This window comes from Bacillus sp. MMSF_3353 (assembly GCF_030733445.1).
Lineage (GTDB): Bacteria > Bacillota > Bacilli > Bacillales > Bacillaceae_G > Bacillus_A > Bacillus_A wiedmannii.
Genome location: NZ_JASHJA010000003.1, coordinates 336,445 through 355,197 on the forward strand (window position 1 = coordinate 336,445; position 18,753 = coordinate 355,197).

23 protein-coding genes are annotated in these 18,753 nt (G+C 35.8%); 10 read left to right on the forward strand and 13 right to left on the reverse strand.

The annotated features are described in order from the left end of the window. Window positions 1–2: 2 nt before the first annotated feature. Window positions 3–290 (forward strand): RNA polymerase alpha subunit C-terminal domain-containing protein, encoded by a 288-nt coding sequence (locus tag RBB48_RS09775; protein WP_147786929.1) that lies wholly within the window; start codon window positions 3–5, stop codon window positions 288–290. 80 nt (window positions 291–370) lie between these two features. Here the strand turns inward: RBB48_RS09775 and gerPF are convergent, their stop codons facing one another. The 7 genes from gerPF to RBB48_RS09810 all read right to left on the reverse strand — a co-directional run bounded on the left by gerPF (window position 371) and on the right by RBB48_RS09810 (window position 2,630). Beyond that, complete coding sequence (gene gerPF / locus RBB48_RS09780; protein WP_001141566.1) at window positions 371–586, reverse strand: spore germination protein GerPF; 216 nt, start codon at window positions 584–586, stop codon at window positions 371–373. Between the two features lie 42 nt (window positions 587–628). Continuing rightward, window positions 629–1,015: a spore germination protein GerPE gene (locus RBB48_RS09785; RefSeq protein ID WP_000902337.1), complete on the reverse strand. Its 387-nt coding sequence runs from the start codon at window positions 1,013–1,015 to the stop codon at window positions 629–631. 15 nt (window positions 1,016–1,030) lie between these two features. Next, window positions 1,031–1,225 (reverse strand): spore germination protein GerPD, encoded by a 195-nt coding sequence (gerPD, locus tag RBB48_RS09790; protein WP_001052804.1) that lies wholly within the window; start codon window positions 1,223–1,225, stop codon window positions 1,031–1,033. Between the two features lie 6 nt (window positions 1,226–1,231). Beyond that, on the reverse strand, window positions 1,232–1,846 hold the full coding sequence (gene gerPC, locus RBB48_RS09795) for a spore germination protein GerPC (RefSeq protein WP_088608382.1): 615 nt from the start codon (window positions 1,844–1,846) through the stop codon (window positions 1,232–1,234). Window positions 1,847–1,914: 68 nt separating this feature from the next. Beyond that, window positions 1,915–2,121 carry a spore germination protein GerPB gene (gene gerPB / locus RBB48_RS09800; protein WP_001012513.1) on the reverse strand — a complete coding sequence of 69 codons (207 nt, stop codon included), beginning with the start codon at window positions 2,119–2,121 and terminating at the stop codon, window positions 1,915–1,917. A 14-nt stretch (window positions 2,122–2,135) separates the two neighbouring features. After that, window positions 2,136–2,357: a spore germination protein GerPA gene (gene gerPA, locus RBB48_RS09805; protein WP_001111187.1), complete on the reverse strand. Its 222-nt coding sequence runs from the start codon at window positions 2,355–2,357 to the stop codon at window positions 2,136–2,138. 93 nt (window positions 2,358–2,450) lie between these two features. Next, the gene (locus tag RBB48_RS09810) at window positions 2,451–2,630 is read right to left on the reverse strand and encodes an aspartyl-phosphate phosphatase Spo0E family protein (protein WP_046958324.1); all 180 of its coding nucleotides are present in this window, start codon (window positions 2,628–2,630) and stop codon (window positions 2,451–2,453) included. Between the two features lie 246 nt (window positions 2,631–2,876). On the opposite strand from RBB48_RS09810, the gene RBB48_RS09815 reads away from it, so the two are divergent. Continuing rightward, window positions 2,877–3,776 (forward strand): fumarylacetoacetate hydrolase family protein, encoded by a 900-nt coding sequence (locus tag RBB48_RS09815; protein WP_001241717.1) that lies wholly within the window; start codon window positions 2,877–2,879, stop codon window positions 3,774–3,776. 35 nt (window positions 3,777–3,811) lie between these two features. On the opposite strand, the gene RBB48_RS09820 is transcribed toward RBB48_RS09815, so the two are convergent. Together RBB48_RS09820 and rocD are read right to left on the reverse strand one after the other, a co-directional pair. Further along, the gene (locus RBB48_RS09820) at window positions 3,812–4,096 is read right to left on the reverse strand and encodes a hypothetical protein (RefSeq protein ID WP_046958323.1); all 285 of its coding nucleotides are present in this window, start codon (window positions 4,094–4,096) and stop codon (window positions 3,812–3,814) included. Window positions 4,097–4,200: 104 nt separating this feature from the next. Then, on the reverse strand, window positions 4,201–5,391 hold the full coding sequence (rocD, locus tag RBB48_RS09825) for an ornithine aminotransferase (RefSeq protein ID WP_306007596.1): 1,191 nt from the start codon (window positions 5,389–5,391) through the stop codon (window positions 4,201–4,203). A 150-nt stretch (window positions 5,392–5,541) separates the two neighbouring features. Here rocD and RBB48_RS09830 point away from each other — a divergent pair, with 150 nt between their 5' ends. Then, window positions 5,542–5,907 carry a YisL family protein gene (locus RBB48_RS09830; RefSeq protein WP_087984725.1) on the forward strand — a complete coding sequence of 122 codons (366 nt, stop codon included), beginning with the start codon at window positions 5,542–5,544 and terminating at the stop codon, window positions 5,905–5,907. Between the two features lie 59 nt (window positions 5,908–5,966). On the opposite strand, the gene RBB48_RS09835 is transcribed toward RBB48_RS09830, so the two are convergent. Next, window positions 5,967–6,521: a DUF2777 domain-containing protein gene (locus RBB48_RS09835; protein ID WP_048559584.1), complete on the reverse strand. Its 555-nt coding sequence runs from the start codon at window positions 6,519–6,521 to the stop codon at window positions 5,967–5,969. Between the two features lie 239 nt (window positions 6,522–6,760). Between RBB48_RS09835 and asnB the strand changes: the two genes are divergently transcribed. The 3 genes from asnB (at window position 6,761) to katB (ending at window position 11,281) form a co-directional block, all read left to right on the forward strand. Continuing rightward, entirely contained in the window at window positions 6,761–8,608 is a 1,848-nt protein-coding gene (gene asnB / locus RBB48_RS09840) for an asparagine synthase (glutamine-hydrolyzing) (protein WP_097890473.1), read from the forward strand. Window positions 8,609–8,796: 188 nt separating this feature from the next. Then, complete coding sequence (hemH, locus tag RBB48_RS09845) at window positions 8,797–9,756, forward strand: ferrochelatase (protein ID WP_097890471.1); 960 nt, start codon at window positions 8,797–8,799, stop codon at window positions 9,754–9,756. A gap of 58 nt (window positions 9,757–9,814) precedes the next feature. Beyond that, window positions 9,815–11,281, forward strand: coding sequence for a catalase KatB (katB, locus tag RBB48_RS09850; RefSeq protein ID WP_306007597.1), 1,467 nt, complete (start codon window positions 9,815–9,817; stop codon window positions 11,279–11,281). A gap of 276 nt (window positions 11,282–11,557) precedes the next feature. On the opposite strand, the gene RBB48_RS09855 is transcribed toward katB, so the two are convergent. Beyond that, the gene (locus tag RBB48_RS09855) at window positions 11,558–12,790 is read right to left on the reverse strand and encodes an ammonium transporter (protein ID WP_306007598.1); all 1,233 of its coding nucleotides are present in this window, start codon (window positions 12,788–12,790) and stop codon (window positions 11,558–11,560) included. A gap of 213 nt (window positions 12,791–13,003) precedes the next feature. On the opposite strand from RBB48_RS09855, the gene RBB48_RS09860 reads away from it, so the two are divergent. The 3 genes from RBB48_RS09860 (at window position 13,004) to RBB48_RS09870 (ending at window position 15,677) form a co-directional block, all read left to right on the forward strand. Next, on the forward strand, window positions 13,004–14,305 hold the full coding sequence (locus tag RBB48_RS09860; protein WP_088608375.1) for an alpha-amylase family glycosyl hydrolase: 1,302 nt from the start codon (window positions 13,004–13,006) through the stop codon (window positions 14,303–14,305). Window positions 14,306–14,349: 44 nt separating this feature from the next. After that, window positions 14,350–14,577: a hypothetical protein gene (locus RBB48_RS09865; RefSeq protein ID WP_060490094.1), complete on the forward strand. Its 228-nt coding sequence runs from the start codon at window positions 14,350–14,352 to the stop codon at window positions 14,575–14,577. Between the two features lie 212 nt (window positions 14,578–14,789). Next, window positions 14,790–15,677, forward strand: a complete 888-nt coding sequence (locus tag RBB48_RS09870) for a helix-turn-helix domain-containing protein (RefSeq protein ID WP_306007599.1) — start codon at window positions 14,790–14,792, stop codon at window positions 15,675–15,677. Between the two features lie 529 nt (window positions 15,678–16,206). Here the strand turns inward: RBB48_RS09870 and RBB48_RS09875 are convergent. After that, window positions 16,207–16,698 (reverse strand): YajQ family cyclic di-GMP-binding protein, encoded by a 492-nt coding sequence (locus RBB48_RS09875; protein ID WP_001040146.1) that lies wholly within the window; start codon window positions 16,696–16,698, stop codon window positions 16,207–16,209. A gap of 239 nt (window positions 16,699–16,937) precedes the next feature. On the opposite strand from RBB48_RS09875, the gene RBB48_RS09880 reads away from it, so the two are divergent. Continuing rightward, window positions 16,938–17,792: a CvfB family protein gene (locus RBB48_RS09880; RefSeq protein ID WP_064056836.1), complete on the forward strand. Its 855-nt coding sequence runs from the start codon at window positions 16,938–16,940 to the stop codon at window positions 17,790–17,792. A gap of 52 nt (window positions 17,793–17,844) precedes the next feature. Here the strand turns inward: RBB48_RS09880 and prsA are convergent, their stop codons facing one another. Continuing rightward, entirely contained in the window at window positions 17,845–18,702 is an 858-nt protein-coding gene (gene prsA / locus RBB48_RS09885) for a peptidylprolyl isomerase PrsA (RefSeq protein ID WP_060489315.1), read from the reverse strand. Between the last annotated feature and the right edge of the window lie 51 nt (window positions 18,703–18,753).

Sequence of the window (18,753 nt, forward strand, 5' to 3'; positions counted from 1 at the left end):
AAATGACAACGGAAAAAACGTTAAGAACATGTGAAAAAGGACATGAATATTATAAAAGTAGCGATTGTCCAACTTGCCCAACCTGTGAGAAAGAAAAGAAACCAAAAACAGGATTTCTTTCACTTCTTTCATCACCAGCACGAAATGCGTTAGAGCACCATGGAATTCACACGATAGAAGAACTCTCAAAGTATAGTGAAAAAGAAATTTTAAAACTACATGGTATGGGACCTGCGTCTATGCCGAAGCTTAGAAATGCTTTGAAGGAGAAGGGGTTATCATTTAAATAAAATGAAACAGTAAACAGTGGAGTTTTTGATAATATTGAATGAGGTAAAAGAAAAAAGTAGGAGATATTCTCCTACTTTTTTTACGCTGTTCCAATTTGATCTTGATCAGCCACATCAGAATCAAACGTATTTGTTGCACTAACACCGTTAAACGTATTCACGACAAATCCAACATTGGAAGCTCCGGAACCATTATAAGCTTTCGTATTTTCTTTCGGAGACACGTTATAAAAATCCCCTAAATTAAAAGAACCATTACTGTTTTGAACGACGAGATTTCCAACAACAGAAGGCATACCATCCACCTACTTTACTAAGCTTTTTAATTACTATATGAATTATTGTGCGGAAGGTTCATCCGTAATATATTGACGGATTTGCATAATACGAGAGTTATTAAAAACATAATCAACATTTCCAATTTGAAAGCAACCAGAATTTAAAAGTGTTCGCAATTCAACATTGTTTACTTCAATAAAAGGGCATTCATTTACAATGTTTAATTTTACATCTGTCGTTCGTTTTGGGATTGTGATGTGTTCATCTGTAAAGATTTCAAATGCGTCTAAGCGGCCCTCGTCTTTTATATAACAAGGAATTTCCCTATGGACGGCAAGAGCTCTACTTTTTAATTCCATTTGATTGGCATCTCCAACTTGAAATACGGCACTAATCCCTAAAGAAATAATAGAAACATTTTGGACAACAGACACATGATGTAACATAGTTTCTCAGTCTCCTTAACCTGGAGTAGGAGGGACATCTGTGACTAATGGTACAAATGGACCCTCTGTAACAGTTTCAAATGGTGTATCAAGAATAGAAGATAGTATGAGGAAATTTGCATCCCCAATTAAAAAGAGTGCGGACGACGATACACCGTTCATTTTAATTTGGCCGACTTTTAATTCGCGATTTACAACGTTAAGATTCATACATACTTACTCCTTTCGGAAATTGCCCGGTATGTGTTGAATAAAAGAGAGGAAAGCCTTGTCGATATCATGTTTCATTGCTTGAATAATGATATCTCGTAAATAATCTGGATCTGTTGAAATCCCTTCATAGGATTGCGTTTGTGATAAATAATAAGGAAGTCTATGCTCCATCTGTTTTTTTATGTCATCAACCATCATTTGTCGATACATTTCATCGAGCGGCGTTCTCTCTTCTTGTTCAAAATGGAGAATTCGATTATATGCTTCTTCATCTAAGTAACGATGCATTTCTTGAAGGATGCCTTGGTAAAAATCTGGGTTTGTATCTGTTTCAGGATTTACTTTTAATGTTTCTGTATCCACTTGGAAATCTTCAATTTGCTGTCCTTTTGCTGAAAACGGATTTAAACCGATATTTAAAGTACCATTTAAATTTTCTACTTTTAATTGATCGAATTTGTATTCCACTTTTCCTACAGAAGAGGAGGGGCGATTTTTTAATTCGTTAAGCTCTTCTTGGAGTTGGCGAACTTGATCTTCTAGGTTAAGGATGGCTGCTTGTTGTGCTTGAAGAGCTTGTTGAAGTTGGTGTAAGTAAGTATATATATCTTGATTCATTTTGTGAAACCTCCTTTTCAGTAGGGAGGGTAAAAATATTCCTGCTATATATTTATGACAAGGATGTCTTAAGAAGAACTAGTTGATGGTTTGATAGAAATAATTTGTCCTTTCGCCTGCAATGGGCGAAGGGGCTCTGTAAATCCACCGCTATTTGAGAATTTAGATAGAGCTTTAATACTTCCTGCAGTACCAATTTGGAATACAGAAGAGGTTGTAATGCTATCAATTCTAATGCTATTAATGATGATGCTTTGGTTTACATAAAAATTCAATGCAATCGCCTCCTCTAAGTTGAACCAATTATCGCTTGATCAATTACATCTGAATCATTGACAGTCGTTGCGCTTTGATAATTGTAGACAGAAACGTTATCTCCAACATTAAAAGAGCCGGCCCCAGCAAAAGCGCGTGAATAACTAATAGGCCTAATCGCAAATACATCTCCAATATGAAAAATACCACTTGATCCAATATTGACGATACGAATATGTCCGACCATAGCTGGCATACAAAACACCTTTCGTTTTTTAAATTTTCTTTTCTACTATTGTATGGGCGTTTTCAATAAAATGTGTTTTTTTTTATAAAAGAAACACACACGTTATTGCGTGTGTGTATTGAGTGTTTGATTAGGGTAAAAATCCGTATGTACATGCCAAATTACATTTAAGAGCCTGTCCAGTTCTTGGCTACAATCCACTGTTTTTTGAGAAGTCATTCCGTAGCGTTCAGCAAAATAAATCATTTTTTCACGTTTTTTTTCAATCGCTTGCTCAAACATTGAAATCGGCTCCATCTCTAAATGAAATTTTTAGTATATATGTAGTACATATTATACAAAAAACCAATAAAAAAGAAACACCTTCGCTAAAAAAAGTAAAATTTCTACATTTTATGCCAAATATAAAGCAGTAACGAATAGAATATGAGAAGAGTATTGTAAAAATTAGCGTGCATGAGAAGGTTTTTTTCTGACGGATGCGAATACAATTAAAGGTCATGAGTTTTAGGATGGAGAGTGGAAATATTGCGTTTGGTAACGGCGAAAAAAGATGAAAAGGTATTTGTAGGTATTGTGGATGAAGAGGAAGAAAAGGTATTGCATGTAAGAGAAGCGCAAAGACAAAAAGGGGAAAAGGTTACGATTCCGATTACAATGTTAGAGTGTATTGAAAGAGGAACCGAATGCTTTGAAAAAATATGTGATATTGTAAATTGGGCGAAGGAAAATGAAGGGGCGGCGTATTATCCGTTAACTGAGGTGAAAATATTAGCACCAATTCCAAGGCCAAGGAAGAATATTCTTTGCGTTGGAAAGAACTATCGTGAGCATGCGATAGAAATGGGCGGAGTAGAGTCAATTCCGGAAAATATAATGATCTTTACGAAAGCGCCAACGACAGTTATTGGAATGAATGAAAAAATTAATAGTCATCCCCACGCAACGAATGAACTAGACTATGAAGGAGAACTAGCTATCATCATTGGTAAGCGAGGGAAACAAATAAAAAAAGAAAAAGCGCTTGAGCATGTTTTTGGTTATACCATTATAAATGATATAACTGCTCGCGACATTCAAAGGAAGCATAAACAATTTTTTCTTGGAAAAAGTTTCGATACATTTTGTCCGATGGGACCGTATCTAATTCATAAATCAATGGTTGAAACGCCAAATGCGTTACACATTGAAACAATAGTAAATGGGGAAGTAAGACAAACTTCAAATACAAATAAAATGATTTTTTCAATAGAAGAAATCATTTCAACGATAAGTAAAGGAATGACGTTAGAGCCAGGCGATATTATCGCAACAGGAACGCCGGCTGGTGTCGGAAAAGGTTTCACACCACCGAAGTTTTTGCATGCGGGTGATGAAGTGGTCATTACAGTAGAAGGAATTGGTACTTTGCGAAATGTAGTGAAATGAAGAAAAGGGCTATCTTATTAATAGATAGCTCTTTTTTATGGCCATGGATTATTGAAAAAATCTAAAATAGCAAAAATATATAATCCGATGAGTATTAACGTACAAATCCCGATTAGCATAACGGCAAGAGAACTTCTTTCGCGGCCAAAACCGATAGCTGTAAGGAAAACAGCAGCCCAAAATGAGATTTTAAGTAGCATGAATGTATGAGGTGTTGAGTAGTACCTGAGTAACGTTATAGATAATAGGAATCCGATGAATGTAATGGAAATGAGAATAGTAGCTAAATAGTTAATATGTTTGCCGTATTTCAAAAGCATACAATTACCCCCTGTAAAATAAACTGAATATTCAATCTAACTTTACAGTAAACTACTAAAAAAATAAAGAGGTTGTCCCAACATGTAGGATAACCTCTTTATTATTATGATAATACCGCTTTAATTTTTTGGAACGCCCACTCTAAATCTTCTTCAGAGATTACTAGCGGTGGTGCGATACGAATTACATTTTCGTGTGTTTCTTTACATAATAGACCAGCTGCTTTTAATTGTTCGCAGTAAGGACGAGCTGGCTCGTTTAATTCGATACCGATGAATAAGCCTTTACCACGAATGTCAGTAATCATTGGGTTATCAATTTCTTTTAATTGCCTAACTAATTTTTCGCCTAATTGAAGAGAACGCTCTGTTAATTTTTCTTCTTCTAACACTTCAAGAGCCGCGATAGAAACAGCACATGCAAGTGGGTTACCACCGAATGTAGAACCGTGAGAACCTGGCTCGAATACGCCTAAAATGTCGCGGTTTGCTGCTACGCAAGAGATTGGGAATACGCCGCCGCCAAGTGCTTTACCAAGTATGTACATGTCAGGAGTTACACCGTCCCAGTCACAAGCAAATACTTTACCAGTACGGCCTAAGCCAGTTTGGATTTCATCTGCTACGAATAAAACGTTTTCTTTTTTACATACTTCAAGAGCTTCTTTTAAGAAACCAGCTGGTGGGATGTTAATTCCTGCCTCACCTTGGATAGGCTCTAAAATGAATGCAGCTGTGTTTGGTGTAATAGCAGCTTTTAACGCTTCTAAATCACCGTAAGGAATTACGATAATGCCAGGAAGCATTGGACCGAATCCACGCTTGTACTCTTCGTTCGAAGACATAGAAACAGCACCCATTGTACGGCCGTGGAAGTTATCTTCACAAACGATAATTTCAGCACGGTTTGCTTCTACTTTCTTCACATCATAAGCCCAGCGGCGAGCTGTTTTAATTGCAGTTTCAACAGCTTCTGCACCTGTATTCATTGGAAGTACCATTTCTTTATTAGTTAGTTTCGCAACTTTTTCGTACCAAGGACCTAATTGATCGCTATGGAAAGCACGAGAAGTTAACGTAACACGATTAGCTTGGTCAATTAAAGCGTTAATAATTTTTGGGTGACGATGACCTTGGTTTACTGCAGAATATGCACTTAATAAGTCCATATAGCGATTTCCTTCAGGATCTTCTACCCAAACGCCTTCTGCTTTAGAGATAACGATCGGAAGTGGGTGATAGTTATTTGCTCCGTATGTGTCTGTAAGTTCGATAATATCCTTAGTTTGAATCATGATTGTTCCCCCTTTTGTTATTACAAGAAGTTTGTAAATACTCTAAATATTATATCATTTAAATGTAAAAAAGCGAAACATTTCCTGAAAATAAATGAACATGTTATCATATAGAGTGAAAAAGTGTGAAAAGAGGAGGTAGGGGATACGATGGTACATATGCATATTACAGCATGGGCGTTAGGTTTAATTTTATTCTTCGTTGCGTATTCACTTTATTCAGCAGGAAGAAAAGGTAAAGGTGTACATATGGGGCTTCGTCTTATGTACATTATCATTATTGTGACAGGTTTCATGTTGTACATGGGTATTATGAAGACTGCAACAAGTAACGTGCACATGTGGTATGGTTTAAAAATGGTAGCTGGTATTTTAGTTATCGCTGGAATGGAAATGGTTCTTGTGAAAATGAGCAAGAACAAGGCAACAGGGGCATTTTGGGGATTATTTGTTATCGCGCTTGTAGCGGTATTTTACCTTGGACTGAAATTACCGATTGGCTGGCAAGTATTCTAATAAAAAATAAAACCACCTTATAATCTCAAAGACTTGGGAGATAAGGTGGTTTTTTTACTTTATGTTGCATCGATATGCAACTCTTCTCCGTTTACTTTCGTAAAACGAAACATGTTTTTATTTGACGTAGCGTGACGAACAAAATGGTGCTGCAATGTACAAATCATCTCTTCGTTATCAAACAAAAGAATATTTACTCCTTCGCATGCTTCCTCTTTCGGTAAGAAAGATAAATAATTATGACAATACATGCAATCATATAAAGAGTAATGAAGGGATTGCAATGATTCGGTTAATAATGTAAAGACAGAGTCAGGTAATTCCTCGAGCCATTCCGTATAGCTAAGAAGTAATTTTTTTCGAATTCGTATCATTTCTCCGTTTTGTAAATGGTGCTGTTCGTTGGCGATTTGTAATACATCTTGTTCATAGAAACGAGCTGGTAGCCAGTTGTTGTTATATAAAATCTCAAAGCCATCTTCGGCAATATCTTCTAATAAAAATGCTTCATCATTTTCATCATCAAAGAATACCCATTCATTGTTTATATATTCTACATTACCGACTGTATGAGCGCGAGGCTGGTTATATAAAATATGGTTACGTTGTATCATACACGATTTCTCCTTTATAAAAAGTAGTTATTTCTGTTATAGACAGTTCGTGCATTCTTTATAACTAGACACATCTAGACATAGGTGGGCATACAATAAAACACGTTTTACTGAGTGAAAAAGCTATTCCGTATGTGGATAGTAGATTATCGTCAAGTTTGTCATTTTTTTGATCCGCACCTCTAAGGTGTGGATTACTGCTTGTTTAGGAAAAGAAATAAGATGGAAGGATGATTCGTATGTGCGGGATTACAGGATGGGTGGATTATAAACGCTCATTAGAAGGAGAACGGGACGTCGTTACGAAGATGGCTGAGACGTTAGCAAAGCGTGGCCCGGATGATAATAAAGTTTGGATTAAAGGCAATGTCGCATTTGGGCATAAACGGTTAATCGTTGTTGATCCTGAGGGTGGTAAACAACCGATGACTTGTTTAAAAGATGAAACGAATTATGCAATTTGCTATAACGGTGAATTGTATAATACAGAAGATATTCGAAAGGAATTATTAAGAAGAGGATATACGTTCAAAGGTCATTCTGATACGGAGGTGCTATTAGCGTCGTATATTGAATGGAAAGAAGAATGTGTCGATCATTTAAACGGTATATATGCGTTTGCTGTATGGGATGAACAGAAAGAACAAGTATTTATTGCGCGAGATCGACTAGGTGTAAAACCGCTATTTTATAAATATGATAGTGGGCGATTACTATTTGGTTCAGAGTTAAAAGCGATATTAGCGCATCCAGATGTGAAAGCGGAAGTAACGTTAGAAGGGTTATCCGAAATATTCGGTCTTGGACCATCTAGAACACCTGGTCATGGCATTTATGCTGGTATAAAAGAATTACGTCCAGGGCATGCGATGACATTTTCAAAGAACGGTTTATGTATATGGAGATATTGGAATGTGGAAAGCAAAAAACATGAAGACTCCTTTGAAGAAACAGTAGAGAAAACACGCTTTTTATTACAAGATGCGATTACAAGGCAGCTCGTTTCTGATGTACCACTATGTACTTTTCTATCAGGTGGTGTAGATTCGAGCGCCATTACAGCGATTGCTGCGAAAGAATACGCAAGGTCAGGAAAAGGGCAATTACACACATACTCTGTTGATTATGAAGATAATGAAAAATACTTTAAAGCGAATGCGTTTCAGCCGAATTCAGATGCGCCATTTATTCATTTGATGACTGAGACGTTTCAAACAATCCATCATCGCTGCGTCATTTCAAATGAACAATTAGCACAGTATTTAACAGAAGCGGTACTCGTTCGTGATTTGCCTGGTATGGCAGATATCGATTCGTCATTATTATGGTTTTGCCGTGAAATTAAACAAGATTTTGTCGTCGGTTTATCTGGGGAATGTGCAGACGAAATATTTGGTGGTTATCCGTGGTTTTATAGAGAAGATGATTTGCAATCGAGTGCATTTCCGTGGATGCGCTCTACAGAAGCACGTGAACAACTGCTAAAGAAAGAATGGAGAAATAAATTAAACTTACAACAATATGTACAGCAGCGTTATGAAGAATCCATTCAAGAAGTTCCTGTTTTAGAGGGAGAAAGCCCAATTGAAGCAAAGAGACGACAATTATTTTACTTGAACATGGTATGGTTTATGACAACATTATTAGACAGAAAAGACCGTATGAGTATGGGGGCAAGCTTAGAAGTACGTGTTCCATTTGCGGATCACCGACTTGTCGAATATGCGTGGAATATTCCTTGGGAAATGAAAATGTATAAAAACCGCGAAAAAGGTCTATTGCGTAAGGCGTTAGAAGGATTACTTCCAAATGATATCTTATATAGAAAGAAGAGCCCGTATCCGAAAACCCATAATCCGCATTATACAAAAGCGGTAACAGTATGGCTACAAGATTTATTAACAGATAAAGGCTCAATTTTGCATGAACTATTTGATAAAGAACAGCTGAGTGGATTAATTGAGTCAGGTGGCAGTGCATTTCAATCCCCTTGGTTCGGTCAATTAATGACTGGTCCGCAGCTTTTAGCTCATTTAGCGCAAATTCATGTTTGGTTTAAAGAGTATGGGATAAATATTAAAGAATAGAAGAAAAGCGACTTGCATAAAAGTAAGTCGCTTTTCTATTAAATAAATTGTCATATAAAATTCAAAATCATATTAGAAATAATACTTATTTAGAATAATTATTTTGACGTACTTATTATTAGTTGTTATAATTGGAAACAAATGTTCTTGAAAAAGATTCTCATTTATAAAATTGAGGTGTTATATAGATGACAAAGAAAAAAATAGGTTTACTCGTAATGGCGTATGGAACGCCAGAATCATTAGATGATGTAGAAGCGTACTATACACATATTCGCCACGGGCATAAACCTTCAGAAGAAGCACTCCAAGACTTAATCAGACGCTATAAAGCGATTGGCGGAATTTCACCACTTGCAAAAATTACGAAAGAGCAAGCGCATAAATTAACAGATTCAATGAATAAAATATTTAAAGAGTATGAATTTACTTGTTACTTAGGATTAAAACATATAGCTCCATTTATAGAGGATGCAGTAGAAGAGATGAAGAAAGATGGAATTGAGCAGGCGATTAGTATCGTATTAGCACCGCATTATTCTACATTTAGCATTAAAGCATATAATGACCGTGCTATTCGTCTTTCGGAAGAAATTGGTGGTCCTGTTATTGAACCGATTGAACAATGGTACGATGAACCGAAATTTATTTCGTATTGGACAGAGCAACTAAAAGAAACATTTACAAAGATTGAAGATAAAGAGAAAGCTGTCGTGATTTTTTCAGCACATAGTTTACCAGAGAAAATTATTGCAGCAGGAGACCCTTATGTGGAGCAATTGCAACATACAGCGGATTTAATTGCGGAGGCTGCCGATATTCCAAACTATACAACGGGTTGGCAAAGTGCTGGAAATACGCCTGACCCATGGATTGGTCCGGATGTGCAAGATTTAACGAGAGATTTATTTGAAAAGCATGGCTATGAATCTTTCGTATACTGTCCGGTTGGGTTTGTGGCAGAGCATTTAGAAGTTTTATATGACAATGATTACGAATGTAAAGTTGTAACTGATGAATTAAACGTGGCATATTTTAGACCGAATATGCCAAATTCACAATCTGTATTTATTGATTGCTTAGCTGAAATTGTTTCCAAAAAAATGAAGGAAATAGTTGACAAGAATCTAGTTTTAAATAATAATTAGTTTATAATAATTTTAAATAAATAATGATTACTAAAAGAGAAAGAGGAGGATCCCCTAGATGAATCCAAATAATCGCTTAACAACAAACCAAGGTGCTCCGGTTGGAGATAACCAAAATTCTCGTACAGCTGGTCGCCGTGGACCGGTATTATTAGAAGACTATCATTTAGTAGAAAAACTAGCTCACTTTGATCGTGAACGTATTCCAGAGCGTGTTGTGCATGCACGTGGTGCAGGTGCTCATGGTGTATTCGTAACGAAAAACAGCATGAAGCAATATACGAAGGCAGCATTTTTACAAAAAGAAGGAACTGAAACGCCTGTATTTGTTCGTTTCTCAACGGTTATTCATGGTCAAGGTTCTCCGGAAACAGCTCGTGACCCACGTGGGTTCGCTGTTAAATTTTATACAGAAGAAGGAAATTACGATATCGTAGGTAACCATTTACCGGTCTTCTTCATTCGTGATGCAATTAAATTTCCTGATATGGTGCATTCTTTAAAACCAGCCCCTGATACAAACATTCAAACGCCAGATCGTTACTGGGATTTCATGACGTTAAGCCCGGAATCTACACATATGATGACGTGGGTATTTTCTGATTACGGTACACCAGCAAGCTATCGTGAAATGGAAGGTTTCGGTGTTCACTCATTTAAATGGATTAATGCAGAAGGTAAAATCGTCTACATTAAATATCACTGGAAACCACAGCAAAGTGTACGTAACTTAAGTGCAAAAGAGGTGCAAGAAGTACAAGGAAAAGACTTCAACCATGCAACTCGTGACTTGTTCGATGCAATCGAAAAAGGAAATTATCCGAAGTGGGATTTACACGTACAAGTGATGCAACTAGATGAAACGGATTCTTTAGATTTCGATCCATTAGATCCGACGAAAGTATGGCCAGAAGATCGCTTCCCATTAATTGAAGTGGGGACGATGACGTTAAATCGTAATCCGAAAAATTTCTTTGCGGAAGTAGAGCAAGTGGCGTTCTCTCCAAGTGCAACTGTAAATGGTATTGAACCATCTGAAGATAAATTATTACAAGGTCGTTTATTCTCTTATCCAGATACACAGCGTTACCGTCTTGGTGCAAACTACTTACAAATTCCTGTAAACTGCCCATACGCAGCTGTTCACAACCAACAACGTGATGGTGCGATGCAAATCAATCAAAACCCATCTACAATTAACTACGAACCGAGCCGTCATGCTGAAAATCCAGTTGAAGACCCAACTTACCGCGATTCAACTATGAAAGTAGAAGGCTACGTATCTCGTGAAAAAATTGACAAACCAAATGATTTCAAACAAGCAGGTGAGCGTTACCGTTCATTCTCTAAAGAAGAGCAAGACAACTTAATTGCAAACTTAACAAATGACTTAAAAGACGTAAATGAGCGCACGAAATTACTAGCTGTTTGTAACTTCTTCCGTGCAGATCAAGAGTACGGTATGCGTTTAGCACAAGCGCTAAATGTTGATATTACGCAATATGTGGGGAATTCTCCGAAATAAGTAGGAAAAGACGACTGTTAAACGGTCGTCTTTTTTGTATGTATGTAAAGTTACGCCGGGGTATTTTTCAGTTTCGTCATGTCGGAATTTGTTGGTAAATGGATATATCGTGTCGAAACGTCGATATATTGAAATAATCGCTGATATATTTAAAAAATCGTCGATATATCCGAAGAATCGCTGATATATTCACCGGAATACTAGGTGGGGTATACTGCGCCGACAAGTACAATAAAAAGAGATGCAATCTACTACCAATAGATTGCATCTCTTTTTTTAGTTCACTCGCTCTGTGTACTCATAAGCTTTCTCTCCGTGCATCGAAATATCAAGTCCCATATGTTCTTCGTGTTCATCTACCCGAACAGGGAGAAAGAAGTTAATTGCTTTAATAATGGCGTACGTCATTATGATTGTGAATGCATATGTTGCGCCAATTGCTACCAGTTGTTTAAACAGTAAAGCAGCGTTTCCGTAAAATAATCCGTTAGCGCCATCAGCATTTACAGTAGTAGTTGCAAAGAGTCCTGTTGCAATACCGCCCCAAGTTCCGCCGATACCGTGGCATCCGAATGCATCGAGTGTATCGTCGTATCCGAATTTTGTTTTTAAGAAAAAGACTGCTCCGAAGCATAATACGCCGCCAATTGCTCCGATAAGAAGAGCGGAGAAAGGTGTAACGAACCCGCAAGCTGGTGTAATAGCGACTAAACCGGAAACTACACCGCAAGCAGCTCCCATCGCAGTCGGTTTTGATTGGAAGAACCATTCTGAAAGCATCCAAGTTAATGCGGATGCAGCTGCTGCTATATTTGTATTAATAAATGCGGTTAAAGCTACGTCGTTTAAAGATAATGCACTTCCGACGTTAAAACCGAACCAGCCGAACCATAGTAAGCCTGCGCCTAACATTGTAAATGGTAAATGGTGAGGAGAAGTACCGTTTATGTTTTTTCGTTTTCCGAGGAAAATAGCTAATACAAGGCCAGCCACGCCAGATGTAATATGAACGACGTTACCACCAGCGAAGTCTAATGCGCCGAGTTCTCTTAGCCATCCGCCAACGCCCCATACCCAATGAGCGACAGGATTGTAAACGATTGTTGTCCATAGAAGGATGAAAATAAGGAAAGCAGAAAATCGCATTCTTTCGGCGAATGCACCTGAAATTAAAGCGGGAGTTAAAATGGCGAACATGAGTTGGAACATCATAAATAAATTGTGAGGAATAGTAGATGAGTAGTCTGGATTTGATGCGGAGGTAACTCCGTTTAAACCGAACCAATCGAGTGTACCGATAAGTCCGTTCCAATCTGGTCCGAATGATAAAGAATAGCCGATCACAATCCACTGAATCGAAACGATAGCCATTGCACTATAACTATGCATTGTCGTACTGAGTACGTTTTTACTGCGAACCATGCCCCCATAAAAAAGTGCCAATCCTGGTGTCATTAACATGACCATTACTGTCGTTACAAACATAAAAACCGTATCTCCTGTATTCATTCTCTCTCCTCCTATGATGTTAGAAAAAATAACATCGATTTGTTATGTTTCATATCATATTCGAAATGAAATGAAAAATCAACTAAAAATTCGGAAAACTTTATACTTCATGTTAGGAAATCTAACATGAAGTATTTTTGGGGGAATGAAATCAACGTATGTGATTCGTTCTGAAAATTGGTATAATATTCTTACAATTAAAAAACATGGGGGATGCGTGTGAGGAAAATACGGACTAGGAAATTATTTATTTGTTTTTGTTTAGCTGTCGTTTTGTTTGTGCCAATACATACGTTTGCAGATGAAAAAAGAGAGTGGCGAGACGAAGTCGTATATTCCATTATGATTGATCGCTTCAATAATGGAGAACCGAAAAATGACAAACAGTTAGAAGTTGGAAATTTAGAAGGATATCAGGGTGGAGATATAAGAGGGATTATGAAAAGACTGGATTACATAAAAGAAATGGGTTTTACCACTGTTATGCTTTCACCGTTTTTTGAAAGTGGAAAGTACGATGGGTTAGATGTACAAAATTTTCAAAAGGTAAATGAACATTTCGGAACAGAAAATGATGTGAAAGAACTTGTACAAGAAGCGCATGCAAAAGGGATGAAAGTTATATTCCAATTTCCGCTTGGAGAAAACGAACAACAAGTTATAGACGCGATGAAATGGTGGATCAAAGAAGTCGATTTAGATGGAAGTTATGTGATACATAGTGAAAAAAAGTCGCGTTCTTTCTGGGATGACGTGCAAAAAGATATGCAAGTGATAAAGAAAGATTTTCGTATTATGACAAAGGAAGATAGTGAATATAACGAAAAAATAGTAGAATCGTTTTCTAAAGTGGATGTATCGGTGAAACCTTTATATGATGTGAGTAAAAAAGAAGGGGAATTCGTTACATTTTTAGATAATCAAGATACAAAAAGGTTTGCCCGTATTGCAAAAGAGAATATGAATTATCCACCATCTCGTTTGAAACTAGCCCTTACATATTTATTAACATCACCAGGTATTCCGAATTTTTATTACGGGACTGAAATTGCATTAGATGGAGGGGATACCCCGGATAATAGACGATTAATGGATTTCAAATCAGATGAAAAATTTGTGCAGCACATAACGAAACTCGGTGAGCTTAGACAAGCGAGACCATCTTTACGCCATGGAACGTTTGAGCTTTTATACGATAAAGATGGAATGAGTGTACTGAAACGAAAGTATAAAGATGAAGTAACATTAGTAGCGATTAATAATACGAAAGAAACACAAAAAGTTGCTTTACCTGTAAGTGCAATTGGCGAACAACAAGAGTTAAGAGGATTGTTAGAAGATGAAATTATAAGAGAAGAAAACGGAAAGTTTTATCTTGTTTTAAAGCGTGAAGAATCAAATGTATATAAAGTTAACGGGGAAACAGGTGTGAATTGGCTATTTATCTCTTTAATCGTCGGTGTGAACGTATTGTTTATTGCTTTTTTAATTGCGGTTAAAAAGAGACGGAAATGAGTAGCGTTTTTTTAGTAGTTCTTCAGTTTAAGGTGGTGAGGTATTTGCGGAAAAAGAAGTGGTTCGCTCTATGCTTATGTGTTTTTATCGTATTCGTAAGTTTTTATTTTTGGGAAAAGCGTGATGAAGGGGAATTTGTTCGGTGGGGCGATAGTGTTCATTCTGTTGATACGGCAGTTCTGAAAAGAAACGATATAAAATACAAAATCGAAAATGATAAAGTATACATACCTAAAAAATCATTTGATAAAGCAATATGGTGTTGCTCTTAATAAATGCGAAATCTCGGTGGGACAGGCTAAGGAGAAAACTTTCTCCCTAGTCTGTTTTTCTGTGAAGTAAGACTCTCGCTTCGAAATGCAGCTGAGAAAAGAAATGAAAAGACCTTTAGAAAAACAATAATTGCAACTATATTGATTTTACATTACATTAAAGGGTGAAAAATATTCTGTTACTCATTGAGGGCTATATTTGAGGAGGAAAAATGGAATTTTACGATTTGGGTATTACCATTAAAGAACTTAGAATGAAAAAGAATATATCACAATCTGAATTGTGTCATGGAATATGTTCGCAAAGTCAAATTAGCAAAATAGAAAAAGGTATGATTTATCCATCTAGCATATTGTTATATCAATTATCTGAAAGACTTGGTATTGATTCAAATAATATTTTCGCACTAACGCAAAATAAAAAACTAAAATATGTAGAAAATGTAAAATATGTAATGAGAGATTGTACAAAACAAAAACAATATAATGAACTTTACGAAATAGTGAAACAAGAGAAAAACGAAAATAATTTCCAGTTAAAAGAAGATAAACAATTTCTAATATGGCATGAAGCCATTGCTATATTTCATGTAAATATAGCAATAAAAACTGCTTTAAATCTTTTAAATAGTGCACTAAAACTAACTGTAACGAATGTTGATTTTTTATCAGAAAGAGAAATAGATATTATGCAGTCGATGGCTATATTTCATTGGGCAAATAAAGAGTATGAAAAGAGTATTACTATATTAAGAAGGTGTTTAACTAATTTTAATAAGTTAGATTTTCCTAGAGATAAAGAGATTAAATTAAAAATCATTTTTAATTTGGCGAAAATTTTAGGTCTTGCAAATCAACATGAAGAGGCAATAAAATACAATGATATGGGGATTAAATTAGCTATTAATCTAAATACTTTATATTTATTAGGCGAATTATATTATGGAAAAGCTTGGAACTTGCTAAAGTTAGAACAATATAATGAAGAAGATGTGGCTGACAACATGAAAAAAGCATTATTTATCTTTGAACTAACAGAAAAAGAAAATCTAATAAAAATGGTTAAAGAAAAATATTTTGAAAAACAAAATAAAAAATGATTCATAATTTCTGATGAATATCTTATTAATTTCTATAAAAAAAGGCACCTTACGGTGTCTTTTTTATAACTTATATCATCAATTATTACATTTTATAGGTTTCTTATACCAAGCTTTGTTGATGTATTTACACTTCGCAGGTGTTGAAGCTTTAGGTGTATCCTCGGGTGTAGTTATATTATTAGAACACCCTGCAATATATAGACAGAATGTAGTTAATAAAAAACATAGTATTAATTTCTTCAAATAACCACTTCTAACTCTTGTTTAATTAACATTTTTTCATAAAATAAATTCCTTACTAATTTTACATTACATGAAAGGGTGGAAAATATTCTTATACTCATAATTTGTTACATTTGAGTAGGGAGGGAGGTTTTGCGCCGATTATTAAAAGGACCTTCTTCATTTATGCATAATAATTAAATACTTATTCTAACTATCCGATTGCTCGTAATCTTAGACTTTGTAATATTTTCTCTACACGCTAAAAAGAAAAACACCCTCTACACAGAGGGTGTTTTTCTTTTTAGCGGTAGTTAATAAATTGTACGTCAATCGGTAAGTCAGCACTGCGAACTGCTGCGATAACTGCTTGTAAGTCATCACGGCTTTTCGCTGTAACACGTACTTGGTCATCTTGTACTTGTGTTTTTACTTTTAATTTCATTTCTTTAATGATGTTGTTAATTTTTTTCGCGTTATCTTTATCGATACCTTGTTGAAGTGTTGCGCGTTGGCGAACAGTGTTACCAGTCGCAGCTTCAACTTTTCCGTAATCCAAGTTTTTAATTGGAACGTTACGTTTTACAAGTTTAGAAATTAGAACGTCTTTTACTTGGTCTAATTTGAACTCATCATCAGAAGTTAAAACAAGTACTTCTTTTTCTAATTTAATATCACTTTTACTTCCTTTAAAGTCATATCGGTTTTGGATTTCTTTTAATGCGATGTTAATTGCGTTTGTTACTTCAGGTAATTCTACTTTCGAAACGATGTCAAAAGAACTATCTTTTGCCATAGTTAGCACCTCCAAATAAATTTCTAATCTTTTTATGTACTGTACATACTAAAGTATAGCTGAAAACGAGCCTAGACTTAAGTGTTTTCATACTTATATTTATGTAACCTCATTTTATTATAGTGAATTTTGGGCAGTTGGACAAATAAAGGAAAAATCGTGTTATAATTAACTTTTGTTTGGAATGATAAAAAATATAAAAAAGTTAATTTTATATATATAGAAGGGAATTAAAAAATATGTATTTACAATTAGGATCGATTGAACAGGTAACTGTTTTACGCGAAACGGAAATCGGCTATATGGTTGGGAATGAAGAAGAAGAAATCTTCTTACATAAAAACGAATTAGTTGGAGAAATTGCAGAAGGCGATACGATTGATGTATTCTTATACCTTGATCACCAAAATCGTATTTCAGCAACAATGAAGGAGCCGCTTATTACAACTTTTGATTGGAACTGGGTAAAGGTTGTAGAAGTTATTCCTAGTTTAGGTGTGTTTGTTAATATTGGTGTATCAAAAGATATACTAATCCCAGCTGATGAGTTCCCGATTTATATGCCAGTATGGCCAGAGGTTGGAGACGAATTATATTGTACGTTAAAATTAACGAATCGTGATCGCCTTATCGCTCTTCCCGCAAGAGACAGTGATATGCAAGAAATTATCGTAGATGCGACGCCATCTATGCGTAATAAAAACGTAAATGGACGTGTGTATCGTTCACTTCAAGTTGGTTCATTCATACTAACTGATGAGCATTTCCGTGCTTTCTTACACCATACTGAAAGAAAAGAACAAGTCCGCATCGGTGAACGTGTAACGGGCCGTATTATTGACGTGAAAGATGACGGTACAATTAACATTTCACTTCTTCCTCGTAAAGAAGAAGGAATGGAAGATGATGCTACTGTAATTTATGCATATATGGAAGAACGAGGCGGAGCAATGCCGTTTTGGGATAAGAGCCACCCAGAAGATATTAAAGAACGTTTCAACATGAGTAAAGCTGCGTTTAAGCGTGCGCTTGGTAAGTTGATGAAAGAAGAAAAGATTTACCAAGAAGAAGGTTGGACGTATTTTAAGAAGTAAATTAAATAAAAAGCACTGCCTTATTTTGCTGTAAAAATAAGGCGGTGCTTTTTTAATTCCCTTGCTCATGCGCAAGAGTAAACGTATCTTCCAAGTCACTATCATTTATTTTAATATTTGCCTTTTTTAATTCCTTTTGTATTAACTTATGACTGAATGTAGGGTCGGCAATACGTTCTGCTTCTAAGTTTTTACGGATGGAGTCTTTCACTTCATCGTAAGGTTGTAAATCTTTTTTATCAGTTAATTTAATAATATGATAACCGTTTGGTGATTTAACGGGATTGCTAATTTGTCCGACTTTTAGTTTATAGGCAGCTGTTTCAAATTCAGGCGCCATTCTGCCTGAATTGAAGTATCCAAGGTCTCCACCTTTATCTTTTGATAGTAGATCTTGCGATTCTTGTTTTGCTAATTCTTCAAATGAAGCGCCAGCATCTAATTTTTTCTTTATTTCTTTCGCTTCATTTTCGTCACTTACTAAAATATGACTCGCTTTAATTTCTGGTTTATAGTGGTCTTTCACGTCTTTTTCTGTAACACTTTTCTTAATTGCTTCATTCATAGCAAGTTTGAACTTAATTTGATTTTTGAAATCAGCTTCATCTTTTAAACGATTGTTTTCGAGTACTGCTGTGAATTGATCTCCATATTGATTTTTCGCTTTTTGTACTTCTTTATCTACATCATCGTCAGATACTTTATATTTTTTCGTGATAACGTCTTGTGCCATCATTTCGTATAGCATGTCTTTTCCGTAACGATCTTTCAACTGTTTTTCGAAGTCGCTCTTCTTAATGGTTGAATCTGTTGCTGTAGCGACTGTAGCTGAGCTGTTTTTTTGTCCACAAGCAGCTAGCATTAATATACTTATTAGTGCAGTAATAATGAAAATGTGTTTCCCTCTCATGCCAACACCTCATCCGAATATGTTATCGCTATTGTAGAATATAGAAGTGAA